At 65.0% G+C, this 19,582-nt stretch carries 14 protein-coding genes; 9 read left to right on the top strand and 5 right to left on the bottom strand.

Annotated features, from left to right (window positions below):
• The first annotated feature begins 68 nt into the window (after positions 1-68).
• Both SG26_RS10840 and SG26_RS10845 read left to right on the top strand, forming a co-directional pair.
• A complete protein-coding gene (locus SG26_RS10840) occupies positions 69-3,089 on the top strand; it encodes a PAS domain S-box protein (protein WP_050037567.1) in 3,021 nt (1,006 codons plus the stop codon).
• A gap of 226 nt (positions 3,090-3,315) precedes the next feature.
• Positions 3,316-3,942, top strand: a complete 627-nt coding sequence (locus tag SG26_RS10845) for a hypothetical protein (RefSeq protein ID WP_014039564.1) — start codon at positions 3,316-3,318, stop codon at positions 3,940-3,942.
• Between the two features lie 293 nt (positions 3,943-4,235).
• Here the strand turns inward: SG26_RS10845 and carA are convergent, their stop codons facing one another.
• Entirely contained in the window at positions 4,236-5,282 is a 1,047-nt protein-coding gene (gene carA, locus SG26_RS10850; protein ID WP_050037568.1) for a glutamine-hydrolyzing carbamoyl-phosphate synthase small subunit, read from the bottom strand.
• Positions 5,283-5,384: 102 nt separating this feature from the next.
• Here carA and SG26_RS10855 point away from each other — a divergent pair, with 102 nt between their 5' ends.
• From SG26_RS10855 to SG26_RS10870, 4 genes are all read left to right on the top strand, one after another.
• Entirely contained in the window at positions 5,385-5,798 is a 414-nt protein-coding gene (locus tag SG26_RS10855) for an Lrp/AsnC family transcriptional regulator (protein WP_008310783.1), read from the top strand.
• 96 nt (positions 5,799-5,894) lie between these two features.
• The gene (locus tag SG26_RS10860; protein WP_014039566.1) at positions 5,895-6,770 is read left to right on the top strand and encodes a mechanosensitive ion channel family protein; all 876 of its coding nucleotides are present in this window, start codon (positions 5,895-5,897) and stop codon (positions 6,768-6,770) included.
• Positions 6,771-6,858: 88 nt separating this feature from the next.
• Positions 6,859-7,959 carry an AI-2E family transporter gene (locus SG26_RS10865; protein WP_050037569.1) on the top strand — a complete coding sequence of 367 codons (1,101 nt, stop codon included), beginning with the start codon at positions 6,859-6,861 and terminating at the stop codon, positions 7,957-7,959.
• Positions 7,960-8,093: 134 nt separating this feature from the next.
• Positions 8,094-9,281, top strand: coding sequence for a sensor histidine kinase KdpD (locus tag SG26_RS10870; RefSeq protein ID WP_050037570.1), 1,188 nt, complete (start codon positions 8,094-8,096; stop codon positions 9,279-9,281).
• Between the two features lie 26 nt (positions 9,282-9,307).
• Here the strand turns inward: SG26_RS10870 and SG26_RS10875 are convergent, their stop codons facing one another.
• The 3 genes from SG26_RS10875 to btuC form a co-directional block, all read right to left on the bottom strand.
• Positions 9,308-11,770, bottom strand: coding sequence for a DEAD/DEAH box helicase (locus tag SG26_RS10875; RefSeq protein WP_050037571.1), 2,463 nt, complete (start codon positions 11,768-11,770; stop codon positions 9,308-9,310).
• A gap of 70 nt (positions 11,771-11,840) precedes the next feature.
• On the bottom strand, positions 11,841-13,055 hold the full coding sequence (locus SG26_RS10880; protein WP_050038272.1) for an ATP-binding cassette domain-containing protein: 1,215 nt from the start codon (positions 13,053-13,055) through the stop codon (positions 11,841-11,843).
• Between the two features lie 53 nt (positions 13,056-13,108).
• Positions 13,109-14,179 (bottom strand): vitamin B12 ABC transporter permease BtuC, encoded by a 1,071-nt coding sequence (btuC, locus tag SG26_RS10885; RefSeq protein ID WP_050037572.1) that lies wholly within the window; start codon positions 14,177-14,179, stop codon positions 13,109-13,111.
• Positions 14,180-14,237: 58 nt separating this feature from the next.
• On the opposite strand from btuC, the gene SG26_RS10890 reads away from it, so the two are divergent.
• From SG26_RS10890 to SG26_RS10900, 3 genes are all read left to right on the top strand, one after another.
• Positions 14,238-15,338 carry a PGF-CTERM-anchored ABC transporter substrate-binding protein gene (locus SG26_RS10890; RefSeq protein ID WP_050037573.1) on the top strand — a complete coding sequence of 367 codons (1,101 nt, stop codon included), beginning with the start codon at positions 14,238-14,240 and terminating at the stop codon, positions 15,336-15,338.
• Between the two features lie 4 nt (positions 15,339-15,342).
• On the top strand, positions 15,343-16,071 hold the full coding sequence (locus SG26_RS10895) for a 5-formyltetrahydrofolate cyclo-ligase (RefSeq protein ID WP_050037574.1): 729 nt from the start codon (positions 15,343-15,345) through the stop codon (positions 16,069-16,071).
• Positions 16,072-16,158: 87 nt separating this feature from the next.
• The gene (locus SG26_RS10900) at positions 16,159-18,162 is read left to right on the top strand and encodes an ATP-binding protein (RefSeq protein WP_050037575.1); all 2,004 of its coding nucleotides are present in this window, start codon (positions 16,159-16,161) and stop codon (positions 18,160-18,162) included.
• Here SG26_RS10900 and SG26_RS10905 read toward each other — a convergent pair.
• Positions 18,157-19,557 carry an NAD(P)/FAD-dependent oxidoreductase gene (locus SG26_RS10905; RefSeq protein ID WP_050037576.1) on the bottom strand — a complete coding sequence of 467 codons (1,401 nt, stop codon included), beginning with the start codon at positions 19,555-19,557 and terminating at the stop codon, positions 18,157-18,159. The two genes, SG26_RS10900 and SG26_RS10905, sit on opposite strands and share 6 nt — an antisense overlap.
• Between the last annotated feature and the right edge of the window lie 25 nt (positions 19,558-19,582).

Genomic DNA, 19,582 nt, shown 5'->3' on the forward strand with positions numbered 1-19,582 from the left:
CACCGATTCCTGTCACTCGAACAGATCGGCACAAATACTTATTCGTTGGACACGCTCATATACTCTCCATGGCCGATGCAGTACGTGTCCTACACGTCGAGGACGACCCCGAGTTCGCGTCGATGACGGCGGCGTTTCTCAGCCGTACCGACGACCGCTTCGACGTGATTTCGGCAACATCGGCGAGCGAGGGGCTCACCCGGCTCAGCGAGGAGCCTATCGACTGCGTCGTCTCGGATTTCGATATGCCCGGCCAGGACGGCATCGAGTTTCTGGAATCCGTCCGGGCCGTCGACGAAGACCTCCCGTTCATTCTCTTTACCGGGAAAGGCTCCGAGGAAGTAGCCAGCGAGGCGATTTCGGCCGGTGTGACGGACTACCTCCAGAAGCAGCAAGGCACTGACCAGTACACGATTCTGGCCAACCGAATCGCCAACGCGGTCGAGCAGTACCGGTCACAGCGAGCACTGGATGCGAGCCGGAAGCGGCTCTCGCTGTTTATCGATAAGTCACCGCTCGGCGTCATCGAGTGGGACGAGAGCTTCGAGGTGGTTCAGGTCAACGAGAAAGGCGAGGAGATTCTCCGGCGTGGGGAAGCGGCCCTCGTCGGCAAGGAGTTCGAGACGCTCGTTCCGGACTCGGCGCTGGATGCGGTCGAAGAGACGATCACGGCCCTACAGGAAGCCAGCGGTGGCTACTATACCGTGCTCGATATCGAGACCGGCGACGGCGAGCAGATCGTCTGTGAGTGGCACAACCGCACCATCCGAGAAGACGGGGAGACCGTCGCGATCTTCTCACAGTTTCGGGAGATAACGGAGCGCCGGCAGCGACAGCAGCGTATCGAGGCGCTGCACGACACGACCCGGAAGCTGATGCACGCTGAGTCACGCGAGGCTGTCGCCGAACTGGTCGTCGAAACCGCACGCGACCTGCTCGGGCTGCCGCTCAGCGCCGTTTTTCTCGCCGACGAGTCGGCCGACGCTCTCAGACCGGCTGCGGTGACCGACCAGGCACAGGCGATCATCGACGAGCATCCGACGTTTCGCGAGGGCGACAGCCTCGTCTGGGAGGTGTTCGAATCCGGCGAACAGCGTGTCTTCGACGATGTCTCCACTATCCCCGGCCGCTACAACCCCGACACCGACATCAGCAGCGAGATTCTGATCCCACTGGGCGACCACGGGGTGCTGATCGCCGCATCAACCGACGCCGCAGCGTTCGAGGACGCATCGGTCTCACTGATGCGGACTCTCGCTGCCAACACCGAAGAGGCGCTTTCCAGACTCGACCGGCAGCAAGAGCTCAGAACGCTCACGGAACGCCACGAACTCGCGCTTGAAGGTGCCGAACTCGGCGTCTGGGACTGGAACGTCAAGACGGATGAAGTCACCTTCAACGAGCGCTGGGCCGATATGCTCGGCTACTCGCTCGACGAACTCGAGCCGTCGGCAGACACCTGGGACGAACTGATCCACCCCGAAGACCGCGAGCGGACCTACGAAGCACTGAACGCACACTTCGACGGTGAGACGGAGATCTACGAGTGCGACCACCGACTCAAGACGGCCACCGGTGATTACCGATGGATCCGCGACATCGGTAAGGTGTTCGAACGCGACGAGAACGGCGACCCGGTACGTGCGGTGGGGATCCATCAGGACGTGACCGACCACAAAGAACGGAAACAGGCCCTCGAAGACACGAGCCGCAAACTGCAGGTCATTCTCGATACAGCGCCGACGTACATCCTGATGAAAGACACCGACAGTCGCTTTCTCTTCATCAACAGCGCGGCCCGTGACCTCTACGGGATCGACGCTGACGAGTCCGTCGTCGGGACGAGCGATTACGATATTCTCCCGGACCACATCGCGGAGCAGACCCACGCCGACGATCAGCGGGCCCTCGAACAGAAAGAAACCGTCGAAGTCGAGACGGTGATTCCTGTCGACGGGACGGAGCGGACACATCTGACACGGAAGACGCCGATACTCGACGAGGGCGGCGAGCCGTACGCCCTCTGTGTCGTTGCGACCGACATCACCGAACAGAAACGGCGCGAGCGGGAGTTGGCCCGCCTCACCGACGAGTACGAGGCGGTGTTCGAGAACACGAACGACGCCATCGCGCTCGTCGACATCGAGGACTCGGCGGACGATCCGACGTTCCGCTACGTCCGGACGAACGAGGCCTACGAACGACAGAGCGGATTCGAAACCGAGTCACTGACCGGTCAGACCCCAATCGAGGCTGCCGGCCCGGACACCGGCCGTCGAATCGCCGACCACTACGAGCGGTGTGTCTCGGCCGGCGAAACCATCACGTTCGAGGAGCGGGGCCTCCACCCGACCGGCGTCTGGGAGACGCAGGTGACACCGATCTTCGCTGACGGGGAGATCGACCGACTCGTTGCTATCTCCCGGGATATCTCCGACCGCATCGAGTACCGCGAGCAACTGGAGCGGCAGAACGACCGGCTCGAAGAGTTCGCGAGCATCGTCAGCCACGACCTCCGGAACCCGCTCAGCGTCCTCGAAGGTTCGCTCACCCTCGCCAGAGACACCGGCAACGACGAGCAGTTCGACCGCTGTTACCGTGCCATCGACCGCATGAAGGAACTCATCGAGGACCTGCTGACCCTGGCCCGTGAGGGGGACACGGTCTCGGAAACGGAGCCGCTCGCCCTCGAATCGACTGTCCTGTCCTGCTGGCAGGCCGTCGAGACGTCTGATGCCACCCTCGAAGTCACTGCCGAGAGCACGATCTACGCCGACGAGAGCCGCGTTCGCCAGCTCCTCGAGAACCTCATCAACAACGCCGTGACACACGGCGGCCCGGCTGTCACTGTCGAGGTCGGTGATCTCACCGATTCGGGCTTTTACGTCGCCGATGACGGCGGCGGTATCCCGGCTGAACAACACGAAACGGTGTTTGAGAGCGGCTACACCACCACTGACGGTGGCACCGGGTTCGGCCTCGCTATCGTCAAGGAGATCGCGGCGGCACACGACTGGTCGGTGTCCGTGACTGAGAGCGACGACGGCGGCGCACGGTTCGAGTTCCGGGGCGTCAGACAGGAGTTCTGAGCCTGTGGAGCTGTGATGACTGCTCGCCGTGGATACCTCTCTTCCTGGCCTTACAACTCAGCAGTATTACGCCAATATGGTGGCGATAGATAGTAACTATTCATATATCGGTGCCTATCTGTCTTGTTCTGGGACAATAATGGCACGTTCGTAACACTCATTCCTGCGGCTGTGGCAGTAGCTGTATGGATCGCGTTGCAATCACCGTCGCCGCTCCGGAAAGCCGATGATAGAAGACGTCACCGAGCGGGCGGAGACAGTTGCGGAGATGGCTCCCGGTAGCTCGGTAACGACGGCAGTCCTCGCCGGACACGAGAGTCGGTTCTCCGGGTCACCACCGCTGAACAACCCACCGCTGACGTACCTCGACGGCGCGGAAGCCCCGGCGTATCTCCTGACCAACGGGAAGCGCGGCATCGGGCGCGGGACGAAACGCAAGACCGACTCACCGGTCGGCGACCGTCGGACGGTCATTCTGATTACTGGCCGCCGGACGCTCTGTCTCATCGGGAAAGACGAGGACGACGAAGTCATCGAGGTCCCACACGAGGCGGTTGCCGACGTTACCACCAAGTCCGGATTCCGTGCGCACCGCCTCGCGCTCCGCACCCCACGGAAGATGTATCACTGCTGGGTGCACCGCAAGACCGACAAGACAACCCTGAACGCGGCCGCCGAGTTCATCGAAAACCATCAGCAGGACAGCCCGGACGCAATCGACGGCGACGACACCGCCAACCGGGTCATGTATCGCGGCCGCCCCGTCGCACCACAAGACACCACAAACGAAGACGAAGACAGCGACCAGACCACGTACTACCGCGGACAGCCAATCGACGACGACAGCGACTGAGAGACGTGGCTTATGTGCGTGCGAACCGCGCTGCTCACGGTTCCTGTCGTCATCGTTCGCGTCTCGCGGTTCTCACTCGCTTCGCTCGCTCCGAACCGCGCTACTGCTCGCGGGTCACTCCGTTCCCCGTCGTCGGGCGGCAATGCCGCCCGACTGCCTGCGGGACCAAAGGTCCCGCTCCCCGCTCACAATTCCGAGGGCCGCTCCTTTCAGTCGCGCCCCTCGCTACTCCTCACGGCTCCTACCGTCGCCGTTCGGGCATTCGGAGACCCCTCGCTACGCTCGGGTTCTCCCTACTCCCCCGCCATCCCTAGCACATCATCAAAGAAGCCGAGCGAGTCGTGCGGGCCGGGGTTGGCCTCGGGGTGGTACTGACGCGTGATGATGTCCAGGTCGTCGTTTTCCAGCCCTTCCGGCGTATCGTCGTTGACGTTGACCTGGGTCACGTCGAGTTTGTCGCCGGGGTCGGCGACGGTGTAGCCGTGGTTCTGGGTCGTCATCACGACCTGGTTCGAACGCAGGTCACGGACCGGCTGGTTCACGCCGCGGTGGCCGAATTCCATTTTCTCGGTTTCGCCGCCGAGCGCGTTGGCGACGACCTGCTGGCCGAGACAGATGCCCGCGAGCGGCACGTCGCCGACGTAGGTCTCGACGAGTTCCCCAGCCTGCTCGAAGTTCTCAGGGTCGCCGGGGCCGTTCGAGATGAACAGCAGATCCGGGTCGACCGCGGCCACGTCGTCCTCGCTGGCGTCGTATGGGAAGACGTAGACCTCGGCGTCGCGTTCGACGAGCGACTCGGCGATGGAGCCCTTCGCGCCGCAGTCGACCAGCGCGACTGTCGCACCGTCGCCGCCCTCGTTGTGGACCTCCACGTCGTCGACGGAGACCTGCGCGCCGATGTCGGTGTGGTCGGACATGTGTTTGCACTCGTGGAGTTCGTCGAGCGCGTCCTGCTCGGTCACGTCCGGCCCGGCGGCGATGCCGCATTTCATCGCCCCCTCGTCGCGGATCTCGGTGACGATATCGCGCGTGTCGAGGTGGTCCACAGCGGGGACGCCCTCGGACTCCAGCCACTCGGCCACGTCGTCGGTCATCTCGCGAGCCACTGCCGCGCGCGGGTGGATGCGGTCGGACTCGAAGCGCTCCTCTCGGACGCCGTAGTTCCCGATGAGCGGGTAGGAGAACGTCAGCACCTGCTCCTCGTAGGACGGGTCGGTGAGGCTCTCCTCGTAACCGGTGTACGCTGTTGTAAAGACCAGTTCGCCACGGGCGGTGCCCGGAGCGCGAGCGCGCGCCTCGATGACGCGGTCGCCCTCGATTGCCACGTATGCGTCAGCCATTACGAGATGCGTACACTATAGTCGGCCATAAGGGTTGCTTTCGAAGACGAGTTTCGAATTTCGTAATCCTCAAGTCATGGCCGGTGATACTGTCACATCTCGATGGACGACCTCGACAGAGAGATACTCTCGATACTTCGCCGGGACGCCCGAACCCCGTATACTGAGATCGCGGACCGGGTCGGCACGTCGGAAGGGACCGTGCGAAACCGCGTCGAACGACTGGTCGAGGACGGTGTTATCGAACGCTTCACTGTCGCGACGCGGACCGGCAACGTGAAAGCGATGATCGAGGTCAGCGTCGATGTCAACGTCGACACGGCCGAGGTTTCGGACCGCATCGCTGACTGGCAGCAGGTCGATTTCGTGTGGCAAGTCTCCGGCGAGGAGGACATCGTCGTCGTCGTCGACGCCGCCGACACCGACGCGGTTAACGGGCTCATCACGCAGGCGCGCGAGCTGGAGGAGGTTGTGGGGACGAAGACGAGGCTAATTTTGAACGAGCGAGTTGGGTAACGCGCAGCACCGCCGCGAACAGCAGGCGGAGCCGTGGTCCCCACCAGCACCGACGTGGCACCCTGATTTCATATCTATTGGGCTACGACAGACAGTATGCAGTTCCCGGTGGGCCTGGATACCGACATCGTCTCGGCGTACGGACAACTCGCGACCGACGGGGCGCAATTCCTCGCTGTCGCGGCGCTACTCTACGCTATCGGCCGGCTAATCGTCGTGCCAGCAGTTCGATGGCTGCTGTCACGAACCGAGACTAACAAGACAGTCGCCAGCGCGCTGACCAGCGCTGTCCACCTGATATCGGTCATCCTCGCGGTGGTCATCGGCGCCAGCGTCGCGGGCTTCCGGGGCGCGCTCGCGGGGTCGACCCTGCTGGCGGCGGGCATCACGCTTGCGGTGGGGTTGGCGGCACAGGACGTCCTCGGGAACTTCGTCGCCGGGGCGTTCATCGTGACCGACCCGGATCTGAACGTCGGTGACATCATCGCATGGAACGGGATGCAGGGCACGGTGGTCGACATCGACTTGCGGGTGACGCGGATTCGGACGTTGGACAACGAGCGCATCATCGTCCCGAACACGACGCTGGCGACGAGCGCGGTGACGAACCAGACTTCGACGGGTCCAATTGGAGTTTCCTATCAGTTCGGTATCGGCTACGACGACGACATCGACACGGTCCGGGCGATTATCGAGAACGCCGCCCGCGACCTCGACCATGTCTCGGAGAAACCGGCACCGACGGCCAGAGTCAGCGACCTCGCGTCGACGGCGGTCATCCTGACAGGCCGGATCTGGATCCCTAACGAACGGCGGAACCGCCTCGCATCGGTCAGATCGGACTTCATCCAGCAGGTCCAGGAGGATTGCCGCGCTGAGGGTATCGACCTCAGCGACACGAGCCAGCACGAACTCTCCGGCAACATCGGCGTCCACGACAGCATCGGGCCGGTGCGCGAGCGAACCGAGTAGCCACCGATTGGGACCATGTCCGGCCCCATGTTGTCTGTGAGGTTCCCTGCGCCCGTATGTTTATAACTGTTCATAAGCTGGTACGTATATGGACGAGAAGCGCTTCGTCGTCGCCCTCTTCGGCCTCGCTGTCGCGGTGGTGGTCGGCGTACTCGCATATCAGTTTATCGCGGCGTTGACTGTCTCCGTGTTCCTCTATTATTCGACGCGACGGTACTACAGTTCTTTGCGCAGACTCCGCCTTCCGTCGCGAGTGCGTGCGGTCGTGGTCATGGCATCGCTGGCGATTCCGCTCCTATTGCTCGTCAGCTATGCGGCCGTCCTCCTCATTGTCGAAGCCCGGCAGTTCGTCACCCAGTACGCGCTCATCGACGTGGCTGCGACGCACGTCAGTTGGCTCGACGGCGCGGAGTCCGTGCCGGACCTCACCGTCGAGGGGCTGTACAGCGCCTACCAGTCGGGACAGCTCTCACCGTTCGTCGACTTTCTCAGCGAGAACGCCATGGTGCTTACGTCGGTCGCCTCCCAGTTCGTCCTCAATCTGTTTATTACGACCATCGTCACATACTACCTCCTGGTGGACGGCCGGCGCATCCGCGAGTGGCTGCTCCGGTTCGATGACGGGGCCATCATCCGCGAGTACCTCGAAGCTGTCGACGAGGAACTGGAAGCGGTACTGTTCGGCAATCTCCTGAACGTGTTGGCGATTTCGCTCATCGCTATCGCCGCGTTCACCGGCTATAACGTCGTAGCGCCGGCGGCTGTCGAGGTCCCGTATCCGACGCTCGCCGGCGCGCTGACCGGTATCGCGAGCTTGATTCCCGTAGTCGGGATGAAAATAATCTACCTCCCGTTGACCGGTTTCACCGCGCTCCCAGTGGTGCTCGACGGGCAGTCTTCGCTGCTCGCGTATGTGCTCGGATTCCTCCTCGTCGCGGTGGTCGTCGTCGACACGATCCCGGACCTGCTGCTTCGGCCACTTCTCAGCGGCGAGAGCACGCACGTCGGGCTCCTGATGCTCGCGTACACGCTTGGCCCCGTCGTGCTGGGCTTCTACGGTCTGTTCTTCGCCCCCATACTGCTCGTCGTCGGCATGACGTTTGCGAACACGGCCCTGCCTCGTCTGCTCGGCGCGAGCGAACCGGACGGTCTCCACCCCGACCAGTTACGTCTTGAAGACTTCAGCTAGCCCTCGTGGCCGATAACGGGGAGTCGAACGCGAACGGGGCTTCCGAACGGACGAGCATCGACGGCCAGGTGGGGTGTGTCCGTGTCACAGGCCTTGACGAACATTTATATTCAGGACGAAGTAAATGAGTAAAAATGGGGTCAAACTCCGACTCCCCCTGCTATCAGGCGACTCCGGAGGACCAGATCGGGGAGCTGTACGCGGCGACACGCCGGCTGATGACAGCCGAGAACCGGTCCGAAGTCGCGACTATCGCAGTCGAGACTGCGACAGCGATTCTCGACTTCCCGTTCAGTGTCTTCTGGGAGGCCACTGACAGCGGACTCAAAGCCGAGGCGATCTCTGAGCCGCTTCGAGAGCACGTCGAGGTCCCGGACGAGCCGGGACGGAGAATGCGACACGAACGCGGGAGTTGGCTGTGGGACCATTACGAGAGTGACGAGACACAGCGGGTCCTCGTTGATGAAGAGAAAGCGGCGTCCGATGCACCCCTTCACGGCTGTATCTCCGTTCCACTCCCGGAGTACGGGCTCTTGACAGCCGGGACGGATGAACGAGCCGAACCGACCGAGCGGGAGACGCAGTTGGCCGACATCCTCGGGAAGAACGTGCTCTCGACCCTCGAACGGATCGAGCGCGAGCGGGAGCTGAAACGGCAGCGTGACAACCTCGATCTCTTGAACCAGATCGTTCGTCACGACCTTACGAACCACTTGCAGACCATCGGTGGCCGGGCGGAACTGCTCCGGGACCAGTGTAGCGGTGACGCCCTGGAACACGCCGACGGTATTCAGGAAAGTAGCCAGGCAGCCGCGGAACTGCTCGAAACGGCTGGAAACCTTGCGACGGTAATGCGACAGACGGACTGGGAGACCGAGCCGGTCGCCCTCGGACCAGTACTGTCCTCGGTGTCCGAGGATATCGCAGCGACGTACAGCGACGCACAGGTCACTGTCCCGGACGAGTCCCCGTCGGTACGGGTGCGGGCCGACGAACTCCTGTCCTCTGTGTTTCGGAACGTCCTCACCAACGCCATCCAGCACAACGACTCGGCAGTGCCGTCGGTCGTCATCGACGTGATCGACGATGGCGACGTGGTCCACGTCACTGTCGCCGACGACGGACCGGGAATCCCGGACGAGCAGAAACAGGCGGTGTTCGAGCGCGGGGAGAAACGCCTGGACAGTGACGGTACCGGGGTCGGCCTCTACCTCGTCCGAACGCTGGTCGACGCGTACGGCGGTGACGTGTGGGTCGAAGACAACGAGCCGACGGGGACGGTAGTCGGAGTCACGCTGCGGAAGGCAGCGGGCGACGCCTGAGGCGGTTTTTCCACCGGGCGGTCACGCTACTGCGCTACCAGCCCGTCCAGTAGATGTATCGCGCCGTGTTTGTCGAGCGGGTCGTTCGCGTTCCCGCAGTGGGGCGACTGCACGCAGGCCGGACAGCCGTCGGCGCAGTCACACGAAGTCAGCATCGACAGCGTGGTGTCCATCAGCGGCCCGATGTCGTGGTAGCCGGCTCGTGTCAGGCCGATGCCGCCGGGGTAGCCGTCGTAGATGAAGATGGTCGGCTCGCCGGTGTGGGGATGACGCGGCGTCGATAGCCCGCCGATGTCGCCGCGGTCACAGAGGTACTCGAAGGGGAACATCGAAATCATGGCGTGCTCGGCGGCGTGGATGGATCCCGGGAAGTCACCGGGTTCGCTGCCGCCGTCGGTCGCTGCATCGCCGTGTTGACCGCCGCCCCCGCCACCGCTTCCGCTCTCGCTCCCGCCACCGGAGTCGCTTTCGGCTCCGTACGCACCCTGCCGAATCTCGCTTTCTATGTCCGATGGCACCGTATGGTACAGCGCCTTCGTCTCCAGCGTGGTCTCGGGCAGGTCGAGCGAACGCTGGCCGAGTACCTCCCCGGAGGAGCCGTCGCGGCGCTCGTAGCCGGTGATCTGCTTGCGCATCGTCACGGACGCGAACCGGACCGGCACGTCCTCGCGGGTCGGCAGTCGCCGCTCCGCCAGGTCCGCCTCGACGGTGATGGTCTTGTCGTGCAGGACGCGGGTGAAGTAGTCGGCCCACGTCCGGTCGAGTTCGGCGACGCCCGCATCGAGGTCGAGGTCAGTCACCTCGTAGCGCCGGCCCTGGTGGTGATAGATCGCGCCGGGATAAGCGTCCCGCAGCGCGTCTTCGACGGAGAGCTTCGCTATCACGTCGCCGTTCGCCACGAGTTTCACTTCGCCGTCGTCGACGGTCCGCAGGTTCATCTCGTGGTGTGGGCTGCCGTTGCCGAGCCAGCGCATCCCCTGGTCGGTCTGGCGTCGGTCGAGCTTTCCGGCTGATTCGAGGTCAGCGACCACGTCGGGGAACGTCTCGCCGAAGTGGCGGTCGTCGTCCGGCGAGAGCCAGTTCTCGCAGGCGGCCGCGTGGACGTGATTCGGAAGCAGTTGCTCGTTTTCGGGGTTTGTCACGGCCTGCTCGGCCCCCGTCTCGAACAGCGCGTCAGGGTTGCGCAGGACGTACTGATCCAGTTGGTCCTCGCCGCCGACCAGCGCGACCAGCGCGGGGTCGGTGCCGCGACCGGCCCGTCCGGCCTGCTGGAAGGCCCGCATCCGCGTTCCCGGGTAGCCGTCCAGCAACACGGCGTCCAGCCCGCCCACGTCGACGCCCAGTTCGAGCGCGCTGGTCGACCAGACGCCCCGCAGGTCGCCAGATTGGAGGCCCTGCTCCAGTTCGCGCCGTCGGTCGTCGGTCAGTGCGGCCTGGTACGCGCCGACGCTGTCGGCGAGGGCGTGCTCGCCGCGGCTCCGGAGTTCGTCCGCGCTGTCGCTGGCGTACCGTTCGGCTGTCTGGCGCGACCCGGCGAAGACGACCGTCTGGAGGCCCCGCTCGACGAGGTCGACGAACAGCTGTTTCGTCTCGACGTGATTGGACTTCCGGCGGCCGCTCCCCCAGCCGTCGCCCTCGTACTCCGGCGGATTCCACAGCAGCCAGTGCCGCGGCCCGCTGGCGCTCGCGTCCTCGTCGACCAGCGCGAACGACGGCTCGGGCTGGCCGGTGACGGCCGCCGCGTGTTCGACCGGATTGCCGATGGTCGCCGAGCAGCAGACCCACTCAGGGCCGCCCGCTGTTGCGCTGTCGCCCCTTCTGCCGTTGCTTTCGCTGCTATCGCCGCCGGCGTCGAACCGCTCGGCGATACGCTGGAGGCGGCGCATCACCAGCGAGACGTGGCTGCCGAACACGCCGCGGTAGCCGTGGACCTCGTCGACGACGACGGTTTCGAGCCGCTGGAAGAACCAGTCCCACAGCCGGTGGGCGTGGGGGAGGATGCCGTAGTGGAGCATGTCCGGCGTGGTCAGCAACACGGTGGGCTGGCGCTCCCGGATGGCCTCTTTCTCCGACTTCGACTGCCGGCCGGTGTACTGGGCGACGGAGACCCCGGAGGCGAAGCCCAGCCCCTGCGCGAGTTCCGACAGCGTCTCGGTCTGGTCGTTGATGAGCGCGACCTGTGGCGCGACGTACAGCGTCGTCGCCCGGCGGTCCAGCGCCCGCTCGAAGGCCGGCACGGTGTAGGCGAGGCTCTTGCCGCTTGCCGTCTCGGTCGCGAGGACGACGTTCTCGCCGCCGCGGACCGCCTCGATAGCGTCCACCTGATGGGTGTAGAGGTCAGTGATGCTTTGATCTTCGAGGACGCCAGCGAGGCGGTCCGCAATCTCGCAGTCCGCGGTCCGTGCGTCCCGACCGGGTACCGTCCGCTGGTCGACGATCTGTCCCTCGTAGTACGGCCGGTCCCGGAGCCACGAAATCGTATCGTCCACAGGCCGTATACGTGGACGAGAGGTATCGGTGTTGCTGTTTCTGCCGGAACTGGCTCGGCTGGCGGTGGACTCAGTCAGTGGTCGACTGATTGAGTGGCGGTGTCGCGTCGGGCTCCGCCGCGGACGGCAGGGACGCGACTGCCGCAGGGAGCGCAGCCAGCGGCACGGTGTCGTGACCGTTGCTGGTGTAGGCGCTCTCGTCTGTCTCGACGGCGAGACGGGGGCTACCTGCCTCAATAACCGCACTGTTTCCGTCACCGGTTTCGCCCGCTATCACGACGGCATCGGCCGCAGCGGCGAGGTCGGCGGCGCGCTGGCGTGCCGCGTCGTCGATGCCGGCGAAGGCCGGGACCGTGACCGCCTCGCAGTCGAGATCGGCGGCCCGCTCGGCAGCTGTGTCACCGGCGGGGACGACGCCGATGCTGACCCGACAGCCGGCCCCGACGAGCTTCGAGACGGCGGCAGCCGCTGGCGTGCCGGTCCCGACGACGTGGACGCGACGGGCGACCGACTCTTGTTCGGCCAGCGGGGTCACGAGCGGCGCGTCGGTGCCGGGCTGGGTCGTCACCAGCGTCTCCGCGTCGAAAGCGTCACGGAGCGTGTCGCTCGTGAGCACGTCCGCGGGGCGGCCCGCGGCGCGGACCCCGCCGCCGGCGAGCAACACCAGTTCGTCGCAGTACCGCGCGGCCAGGTTGAGGTCGTGAATCGCGGCGACGGCCGTCTTCCCGTCGTCGACGAGCGCTCGGACCAGTTCGAGCGTGCGGACGGCGTGGTTGATGTCGAGGCTCGCCGTCGGTTCGTCGAGCAGGAGGGCCGGTGTCTCCTGTGCAAGCGCCCGAGCGAGGAGGACCCGCTGGCGCTCGCCGCCCGAGAGCGAGGTGAACGGCCGGTCGGCGAACTGGGTGACGCTCGCACGCTCCATCGCTGTTTCGACGGCGTTCCGGTCGCTCTCGTCCATTCGGTCGAACCGGCCGAGATGCGGTGTCCGGCCCATCTCAACGGTCTGCCTGACGCTGAAGTCGAACGACAGCGCAGTGCCCTGTGGCGTGCTCGCGACGAGGCGGCTCACTTCCTTCGCGGACTTCCTGTGGATGGGTTCGCCGTCGACACGGACTGTGCCGGCGTCCGGGTCGAGCGTCCCTTTCACCGTCCGCAGGACGGTCGTCTTGCCCGCGCCGTTGGGACCGACGAGACCGACGAGCGACCCGCGGTCGACGCTGAACTCGACGCCCGAGACGACAGACTGGTCGCCGAAGGACACCGCGAGGTCGGACACGTCGAGCATCGGCCCGGAGCGGTCCCGTCCCGGGTCCCCACCGTTCGATGTAGCCGGCCCGCTCACAGCTCGTGCACCTCCCGCTTCCGGAGCAAGTACAGGAAGAACGGCGCGCCGAGGACGGCGGTGACGATGCCGACTGGGACCTCGGCGCTGCCCGAGCGTGCTAGCGTGTCCGTCGCGACGAGGAACGACGCGCCGGCGAGCGCCGCCGTCGGGAGCAGTATCCGGTGGTCCGGCCCGACGAGCAGCCGCATCACATGGGGGACGATGAGGCCGACGAAGCCGACGATGCCGGCGACGGCGACACCCGCCGCCGTGATGACTGCCGACAGCGCGAGCAGGACCCGCTTGGTCCGTTCGACCTCGATACCGAGGCTCTGAGCGTCCTCCTCACCGAGTAGCATGACGTTCAGATCGCGTGCGTAGGCGAGCAACACGACGAACGGGATGGCGACGAGCACGACGCTGCTGGTCACTTCGGGCCACGACGCGCCCTTGAGATGGCCCATCAGCCAGTACAGCGCCCGGCGGATGCTCTCGCCGCTGTGGAGCAACAGGAAGGAGACGACAGCGCCCAGAAACGTCTGTATCGCCACGCCGGCCAGCAACAGCGTCGCGACCGGCGTGCGGCCGTTTCGCGTCGCGATGAGATAGACGCCGAAGGCCGCGACCAGCGCACCCACGAAGGCCGCGCCGCGGAGGCCGAGTCCGAACGGGATCACGACCGGCGCGACGATGAAGCCGACCGCGCCGACCGCTGCGCCGGAGGAGACGCCGATAATAGAGGGGTCGGCCATCGGGTTCCGGAAGATCCCCTGCATGATCGTCCCCGCGGCGGCGAGCGAGAAGCCGACGACCGCGCCCAGCAGTATCCGGGGGAGCCGGACCTGCATCACAATCTGTGTCTGGAGGTCGCTCACGGCGTAGGAAAACACGTGGGCCGTGGTCACGTCGACGGCAGGGCCGGAAATCGAGACGCCAGTCGGGACGACGACGGCGTTGAGCAGCACTTTCCCGACGATTTCGGGTGGAATCCACACCGGGCCGATACCGGCGCTCGTCGTCACCACGGCACAGAGGACGGCGACGAGCCCCGCCGACCACCCGACAGTCCGACCCGCGAAACGCATGTATGAAAGCCCAGTTGCAGTAGATAAGTATTTATTGCTCCTGACACCCGCCTAGAGCATGCGACGACTTTCTCTCGTCTGCGTCTTTGTCTTGCTCGTGGGCTCGTCCGCAGGTGTGACTTCGGCCGCAGCAACAGCCGACACGCAGGCGGACGACTGCTCGTTCCCGGTCACGATGACCGACGCGACCGGGACCGAGGTCACTATCGAGGAGCGCCCGGAGCGAGTCACGACGACCAACCCATCGGCGGCACAGACGATGTGGGAGATCGACGGCCGCTCCCAGGTGGTCGGGCTCACCCAGTACGCGAGCTATCTCGACGGTGCTGAGAGCCGGGCGAACGTCTCGGCGAGCTTCGGCGTCAACGTCGAGCGCGTCGTCGGCACGAACCCGGACCTGGTGATTGCACCGAACGCCAGCGCCGGTGACGTGGCACCGCTTCGGCAGGCCGGTCTCACGGTGTATCACCTCCCCGCCGCGACAACTATCGAGGACATTCGAGCAAAGACGGCGACCATCGGTCGCCTGACCGGCAACTGCGAGGGCGCGAGTGAAGCGAACGCCTGGATGGACGCGAACGTCGACGCCGTTCGGCAGGTCACTGCGGACGCCGAAGACCGACCGACGGCGCTGTACCCGCTGGGCGGGGGGTACGTGGCGGCGGGCAACACCTTCGTCACGTCGCTCATCGAACTCTCGGGCGCGGAGAACGCCGCGGCCCGCAACCACACCCAGTACCCACAGCTCAGCAACGAAGTCATCCTCCAGTTAGATCCGGACGTGCTCTTTGTCACCGAGAACACGGCGACCATCGCGGAGACCGAGCCCTACGCCAGCACGACCGCGGGCGAGACCAACTCGACGGTCGCCGTACAGGTGCGGAACATCAATCAGCCCGCCCCGCGGAGCGTGGTCTCGTTCGCACACAACGCCACCGCACAGCTCTATCCGGACCGCTACGACGCCGACAGCTACGTTCCCCGGTCGGCTGTGACGCCGGCCGAGACCAAAACGAGCGAGCCCACACCCGCGGACCACACGCCGAGTACTGACCAGTCCACGACCGACGCCAGCGGTCCCGGGTTCACCGCCGTCGGGGCGCTTGTCGCACTGCTGGCGCTGGTCTGCACACAGCAGTTCCGCCGCCGGAGGCCGTAGCGCCATGGACAAGCAAACTATCCGCGAAACGGTCTGGGACGCGCTGGAAGAGCAGGGTATCGCCCGGTTCCCGTTCCCGCCCCACGACCGGATTCCGAACTTCGAGGGCGCAAGCGAGGCTGCACAGCGCCTGACCGAGACGGCGGTCTGGGACGCCGCAGAGACGGTCAAGGCGAACCCGGACTCGCCACAGCTCCCGGTCCGACGGGCGGCGCTGCGGGCCGGCAAGACGGTGTATATGGCCGTGCCACGGCTCCGGGACGAGCGGTGCTTCTACGAACTCGACCCCGACGAACTCGACGACATCGAGGCGGCACCGGCTATCTCGAACGTCGCGGACCACGCGCGACAGGTCGGCCCCGAGGCGGTCGGGAGCGTCGACCTCGTGGTGTCGGGCTCAGTCGCGGTCACCGAGGACGGCGCGCGAATCGGGAAGGGCGAGGGGTACAGCGACCTCGAATACGCCGTCCTCCGGGAACTGGGGCTGGTCGACAAGACGACGCCGGTCGTGACGACGGTCCACGAACTCCAGATTGTGGGCGGTCCAGAGGGCGTCGTCGATACTACCGTGCCCGTTGACGACCACGACGTGCCGATGGATTGGGTCGTGACGCCGGAGCGAACTGTCGAGACGGAGACCACGCACACGACACCAGCGGGCGTCGACTGGGACGCGCTTTCGACGGACCGCATCGACGAGATACCCGTACTTTCGACCCGCCGGCCCGACTGAGATTGTAGCCGCTATAGCTGGGTTAGAACCCTGGTAATGGAAGCTTACCGGCGGTACAACTTTACACCCACATGCCCTGAAACGAATATGGATACACCCGTGGCTACGCCGAACCGTCACGGGGCCGATGGGACCGCCGGTCGAGTGCGTGTCCTCTACGTCGACGAGGACTGCGACGACATCACGGCGGTCAAGGAGGCGCTGACTGGTAGCACTGACGAGTTCACGGTGACAGTGTGTGAGACGGCGGATGACGCGATCAGAACTATCGAGAACGCGTCGTACGACTGCGTCGTTAGTGAGTATCAACTGCCGGACCGAGACGGAATCGAACTGTTACGGGCCGTCCGGGACCGGTCCTTTGACCTCCCGTTTCTGCTCTTCACTGACGACGGCGACGAGAGCGTGGCCAGCAACGCAATCTCTGCCGGGGTCACGGACTACGTGACGAAGACACCCCTTTCGGAACAGACGGAACTGCTCCGACAGCGAATCACCGCTGCTGTCGCCCGCTATCAGGAGGACGCGGACATTCTCGACCGGATGACCGACGCGTTCTTCGCGGTGGACGAGAACTGGGAATTCACGTACGCCAACGAACGCGGCAGACGTGTCATCGGCCGTGCGATGGCGGTGGACGGAGATACCACCGACCTGCTGGGGCGAAATCTCTGGGAGGCGGTTCCGTCTCTGGAAGGCACGGAGTTCAGCAAGCAGTACCGGCAGGCGATGACACAGCAGGAGCCAGCATCCTTCGAGTCGTACTTCGAGCCGCTGCAGACGTGGTTCGAGGTGTCCGTGTACCCGTCCCCAACTGGGATTTCGGTGTACTTCCGCGATATCACTGAGCGCCACAAGCACGAGAAGGAGATCAGGGGCAGAGAGCGGACGCTCCGAGAGATTTACCGGGTCATCTCCCGCAAGGACCTCGATTTCGAGGACAAGGTCGAGCGCCTGCTCGAAATCGGGCAGCACGCCCTCGGGACCGAAACGGCCGCCCTCTCGCGCATCGATGGCGACATGTACGTCTTCGAAATCGTTCGCGACCGGACGGGGGCCATCGAGGCGGGCGATGCAGTCCCGCTGGACGCGACGAACTGCGAGCGGGCCGTCGTCGAGGAGAAGACGCTGGTGCTCGCTGATATCGCTGAAGACCGGCCAGAACTGACCGACAGAGCGGGCTACACCGAGATGGGCGTCTCCTGTTACCTCGGAACGCCCGTTGTCGTCGACGGCTCGGTGTACGGCACGTTCTGCTTCTACGGCACGGAGCCCCGCGATTCCTTTTCGGAGTGGGAAGTCACGCTCGTGGAGTTGATGGGGAACTGGGTCAGCTACGAACAGGAGCGCGAACGGCGCGAGCAGGAACTCACACGCGAGCGAAATCGTCTAGAAGAGTTCGCCAGCGTCGTCAGCCACGACCTCCGGAACCCGCTCAACGTCGCGTTCGGCCGGCTCACGCTCGTCGACGAGGCGTACGACGGGGACCCGGAGCACGTCGAGGCGCTCCGGCGGTCGCTCGAACGGATGGACGAACTCATCGACGACGTGCTCGCGCTCGCCCGTGGCGGTCACAAGGTCATCGACGCGACCGAAGCGTCGTTAGACGATATCATCACGGCCGCCTGGGATACCGTCGAGAGTTCGGACGCGACGCTGGAACGGCGCGACACGAACGTGCGAATCACGGGCGACCAGACCCGCCTCCAGCAACTGTTCGAGAACCTCTTCCGAAACAGTGTGGAACATGGTTCCACAAGCAGTCGGACGGAGTCCGACGACAGCGTGGAACACGGGCACAGTCTGACGGGGGCCGACGACAGCGACAGCGACGAACATGTGACCGTCCGAGTCGGGACGCTCTCGGACGGACGGGGGTTCTACGTCGCCGACGACGGCCCCGGAATTCCCGAGGACGAACGCGACGAAGTGTTCGAGCGCGGCTACACCACGAGCGACGAGGGGACGGGATTCGGGCTGGCAATCGTCTCCGAAATCGTCGACGCCCACGGTGCCCGAATCACCGTTTCAGAAAGCGAGGACGGCGGCACGCGCTTCGATGTCATCGGTATTCCGGTTGAACGACTATAGCTGGCTGACGCAGTCCCGGATGAGGCCGTCGACGTTTTCGGGGAGCGTCGGGTGGTAGGCCCGGTCCGGCAGGTCACGCACGTCGAGTCCCAGCTCGACGATAATCTGGAACGCCTTGGCGAAGCTGTCCGCGTGGTAGTGCATGCCCTGCCAGCCGAGCACTGTCCCGTCGTCGGCGTCGACGACGAGCTTCGCCAGCCCCTCGGGCACGTCCTTCGATTTGAACACGCCGTCGTCGCTGGCCTGTCGCGTCGCCGTGACGACGTCGTAGCCAGCCTCTTTCGCCGTCTCCTCGTTGTGGCCGACGCGGGCGAACGGGTAGACCCCCAGCCCGGAGAAGATGACGTGGTGGTGGACGTTCCGGTAGTCCTTGAGCGAGCCCCCGGCCTCCTGCCGGACGATGTTCTCGGCCGCGGTGAAGCCCTGCTCCTTGGCGACGTGGAGAATCGGCTCCTTGCCGTTGACATCGCCGACGCCGTAGATGTGGTCGGCGTCGCGGGTCTGCATCGTATCCTTTGCCCAGTCGCCCTCGACCGAGACGGACGTGTTCTCCAGGCCCAAACCGTTGACAGTCGGCCGGCGGCCGGTGAAGAGGAACAGCTGGTCGGCCTCGAACGTCTCCTCGCCCCCGTCGTCGTACTCGACGGTGAGGCGGACGCCGCCGTCCTCGGTCTCTTCGAGTTCCTGCTCGTAGCAGTTTGTCGGGATGGTCACGTCCCAGTTGTCCTCGTAGATGTCGAGTGCCGCGTCGCCGAACTCGGGGTCGCCTTCGTCAATTGGCCGGTCGTCGTGCTCGATGACGGTGAGTTCCATCCCGCCAGCCTCCGCCAGATACGGGACCATCTCCATCCCGATGTATCCGAAGCCCATCACGATGCCGGAGTCGGGGAACTCCGTGGCGTCGAGCACTTGGTCGCTGGTCATGAAGTCGACCTCGTCGATGCCGGGCGTGTCCGGGACGTTCACGCTGGACCCGGTCGCGATGACGACGTAGTCGGCCTCGTGCTCCTCGCCGCCGGCCCGGACCGTGTGCTCGTCGACGAACGTGGCAGTGTCGTGGATGAACGTCACGTCGTCGCGCTCGGCCATCTCGTGGATGGAGTCCCGCCGGTGGCCGGCCCAGTCGAGTACATGGTCGTCCTTGCGCTCGACGACGGCTTCCAGGTCAACCTCGGGCACGTCACCGACGAGCCGTTCGTCGTGGCGCGCCTGGAAGCGGTGGGCTCCCGCCGAGAGGACTTCCTTGGACGGCATACAGCCACGAAGAATACAGAGGCCGCCGCCGGGCTCGCCGTTGTCGACGAGCGTGAGTTCGATGTCTTCCTCCTCGACGAGGTCGCCGGCGACTGCGGCCCCGGCACTCCCATACGCGCCGATAATAACGACGTGAGTCATACCAGTGCTAGGACGATGCCAGCAA

This window comes from Haloarcula sp. CBA1115 (genome assembly GCF_000827835.1).
In the GTDB taxonomy this organism is placed as follows: Archaea; Halobacteriota; Halobacteria; order Halobacteriales; family Haloarculaceae; genus Haloarcula; species Haloarcula hispanica.

Coding starts and splice junctions, on each gene's coding strand:
- SG26_RS10880 (WP_050038272.1), bottom strand. CDS start 13,055: ATGCTCGACGTGTCCGACCTCGCGGTGTCCTTCGGCGACCAGTCTGTC.
- SG26_RS10895 (WP_050037574.1), top strand. CDS start 15,343: ATGGACAAGCAAACTATCCGCGAAACGGTCTGGGACGCGCTGGAAGAG.
- carA (WP_050037568.1), bottom strand. CDS start 5,282: ATGGCTGACGCATACGTGGCAATCGAGGGCGACCGCGTCATCGAGGCG.
- SG26_RS10855 (WP_008310783.1), top strand. CDS start 5,385: ATGGACGACCTCGACAGAGAGATACTCTCGATACTTCGCCGGGACGCC.
- SG26_RS10905 (WP_050037576.1), bottom strand. CDS start 19,557: ATGACTCACGTCGTTATTATCGGCGCGTATGGGAGTGCCGGGGCCGCA.
- SG26_RS10890 (WP_050037573.1), top strand. CDS start 14,238: ATGCGACGACTTTCTCTCGTCTGCGTCTTTGTCTTGCTCGTGGGCTCG.
- SG26_RS10870 (WP_050037570.1), top strand. CDS start 8,094: ATGGGGTCAAACTCCGACTCCCCCTGCTATCAGGCGACTCCGGAGGAC.
- SG26_RS10860 (WP_014039566.1), top strand. CDS start 5,895: ATGCAGTTCCCGGTGGGCCTGGATACCGACATCGTCTCGGCGTACGGA.
- SG26_RS10865 (WP_050037569.1), top strand. CDS start 6,859: ATGGACGAGAAGCGCTTCGTCGTCGCCCTCTTCGGCCTCGCTGTCGCG.
- SG26_RS10900 (WP_050037575.1), top strand. CDS start 16,159: ATGGATACACCCGTGGCTACGCCGAACCGTCACGGGGCCGATGGGACC.
- SG26_RS10845 (WP_014039564.1), top strand. CDS start 3,316: ATGATAGAAGACGTCACCGAGCGGGCGGAGACAGTTGCGGAGATGGCT.
- btuC (WP_050037572.1), bottom strand. CDS start 14,179: ATGCGTTTCGCGGGTCGGACTGTCGGGTGGTCGGCGGGGCTCGTCGCC.
- SG26_RS10840 (WP_050037567.1), top strand. CDS start 69: ATGGCCGATGCAGTACGTGTCCTACACGTCGAGGACGACCCCGAGTTC.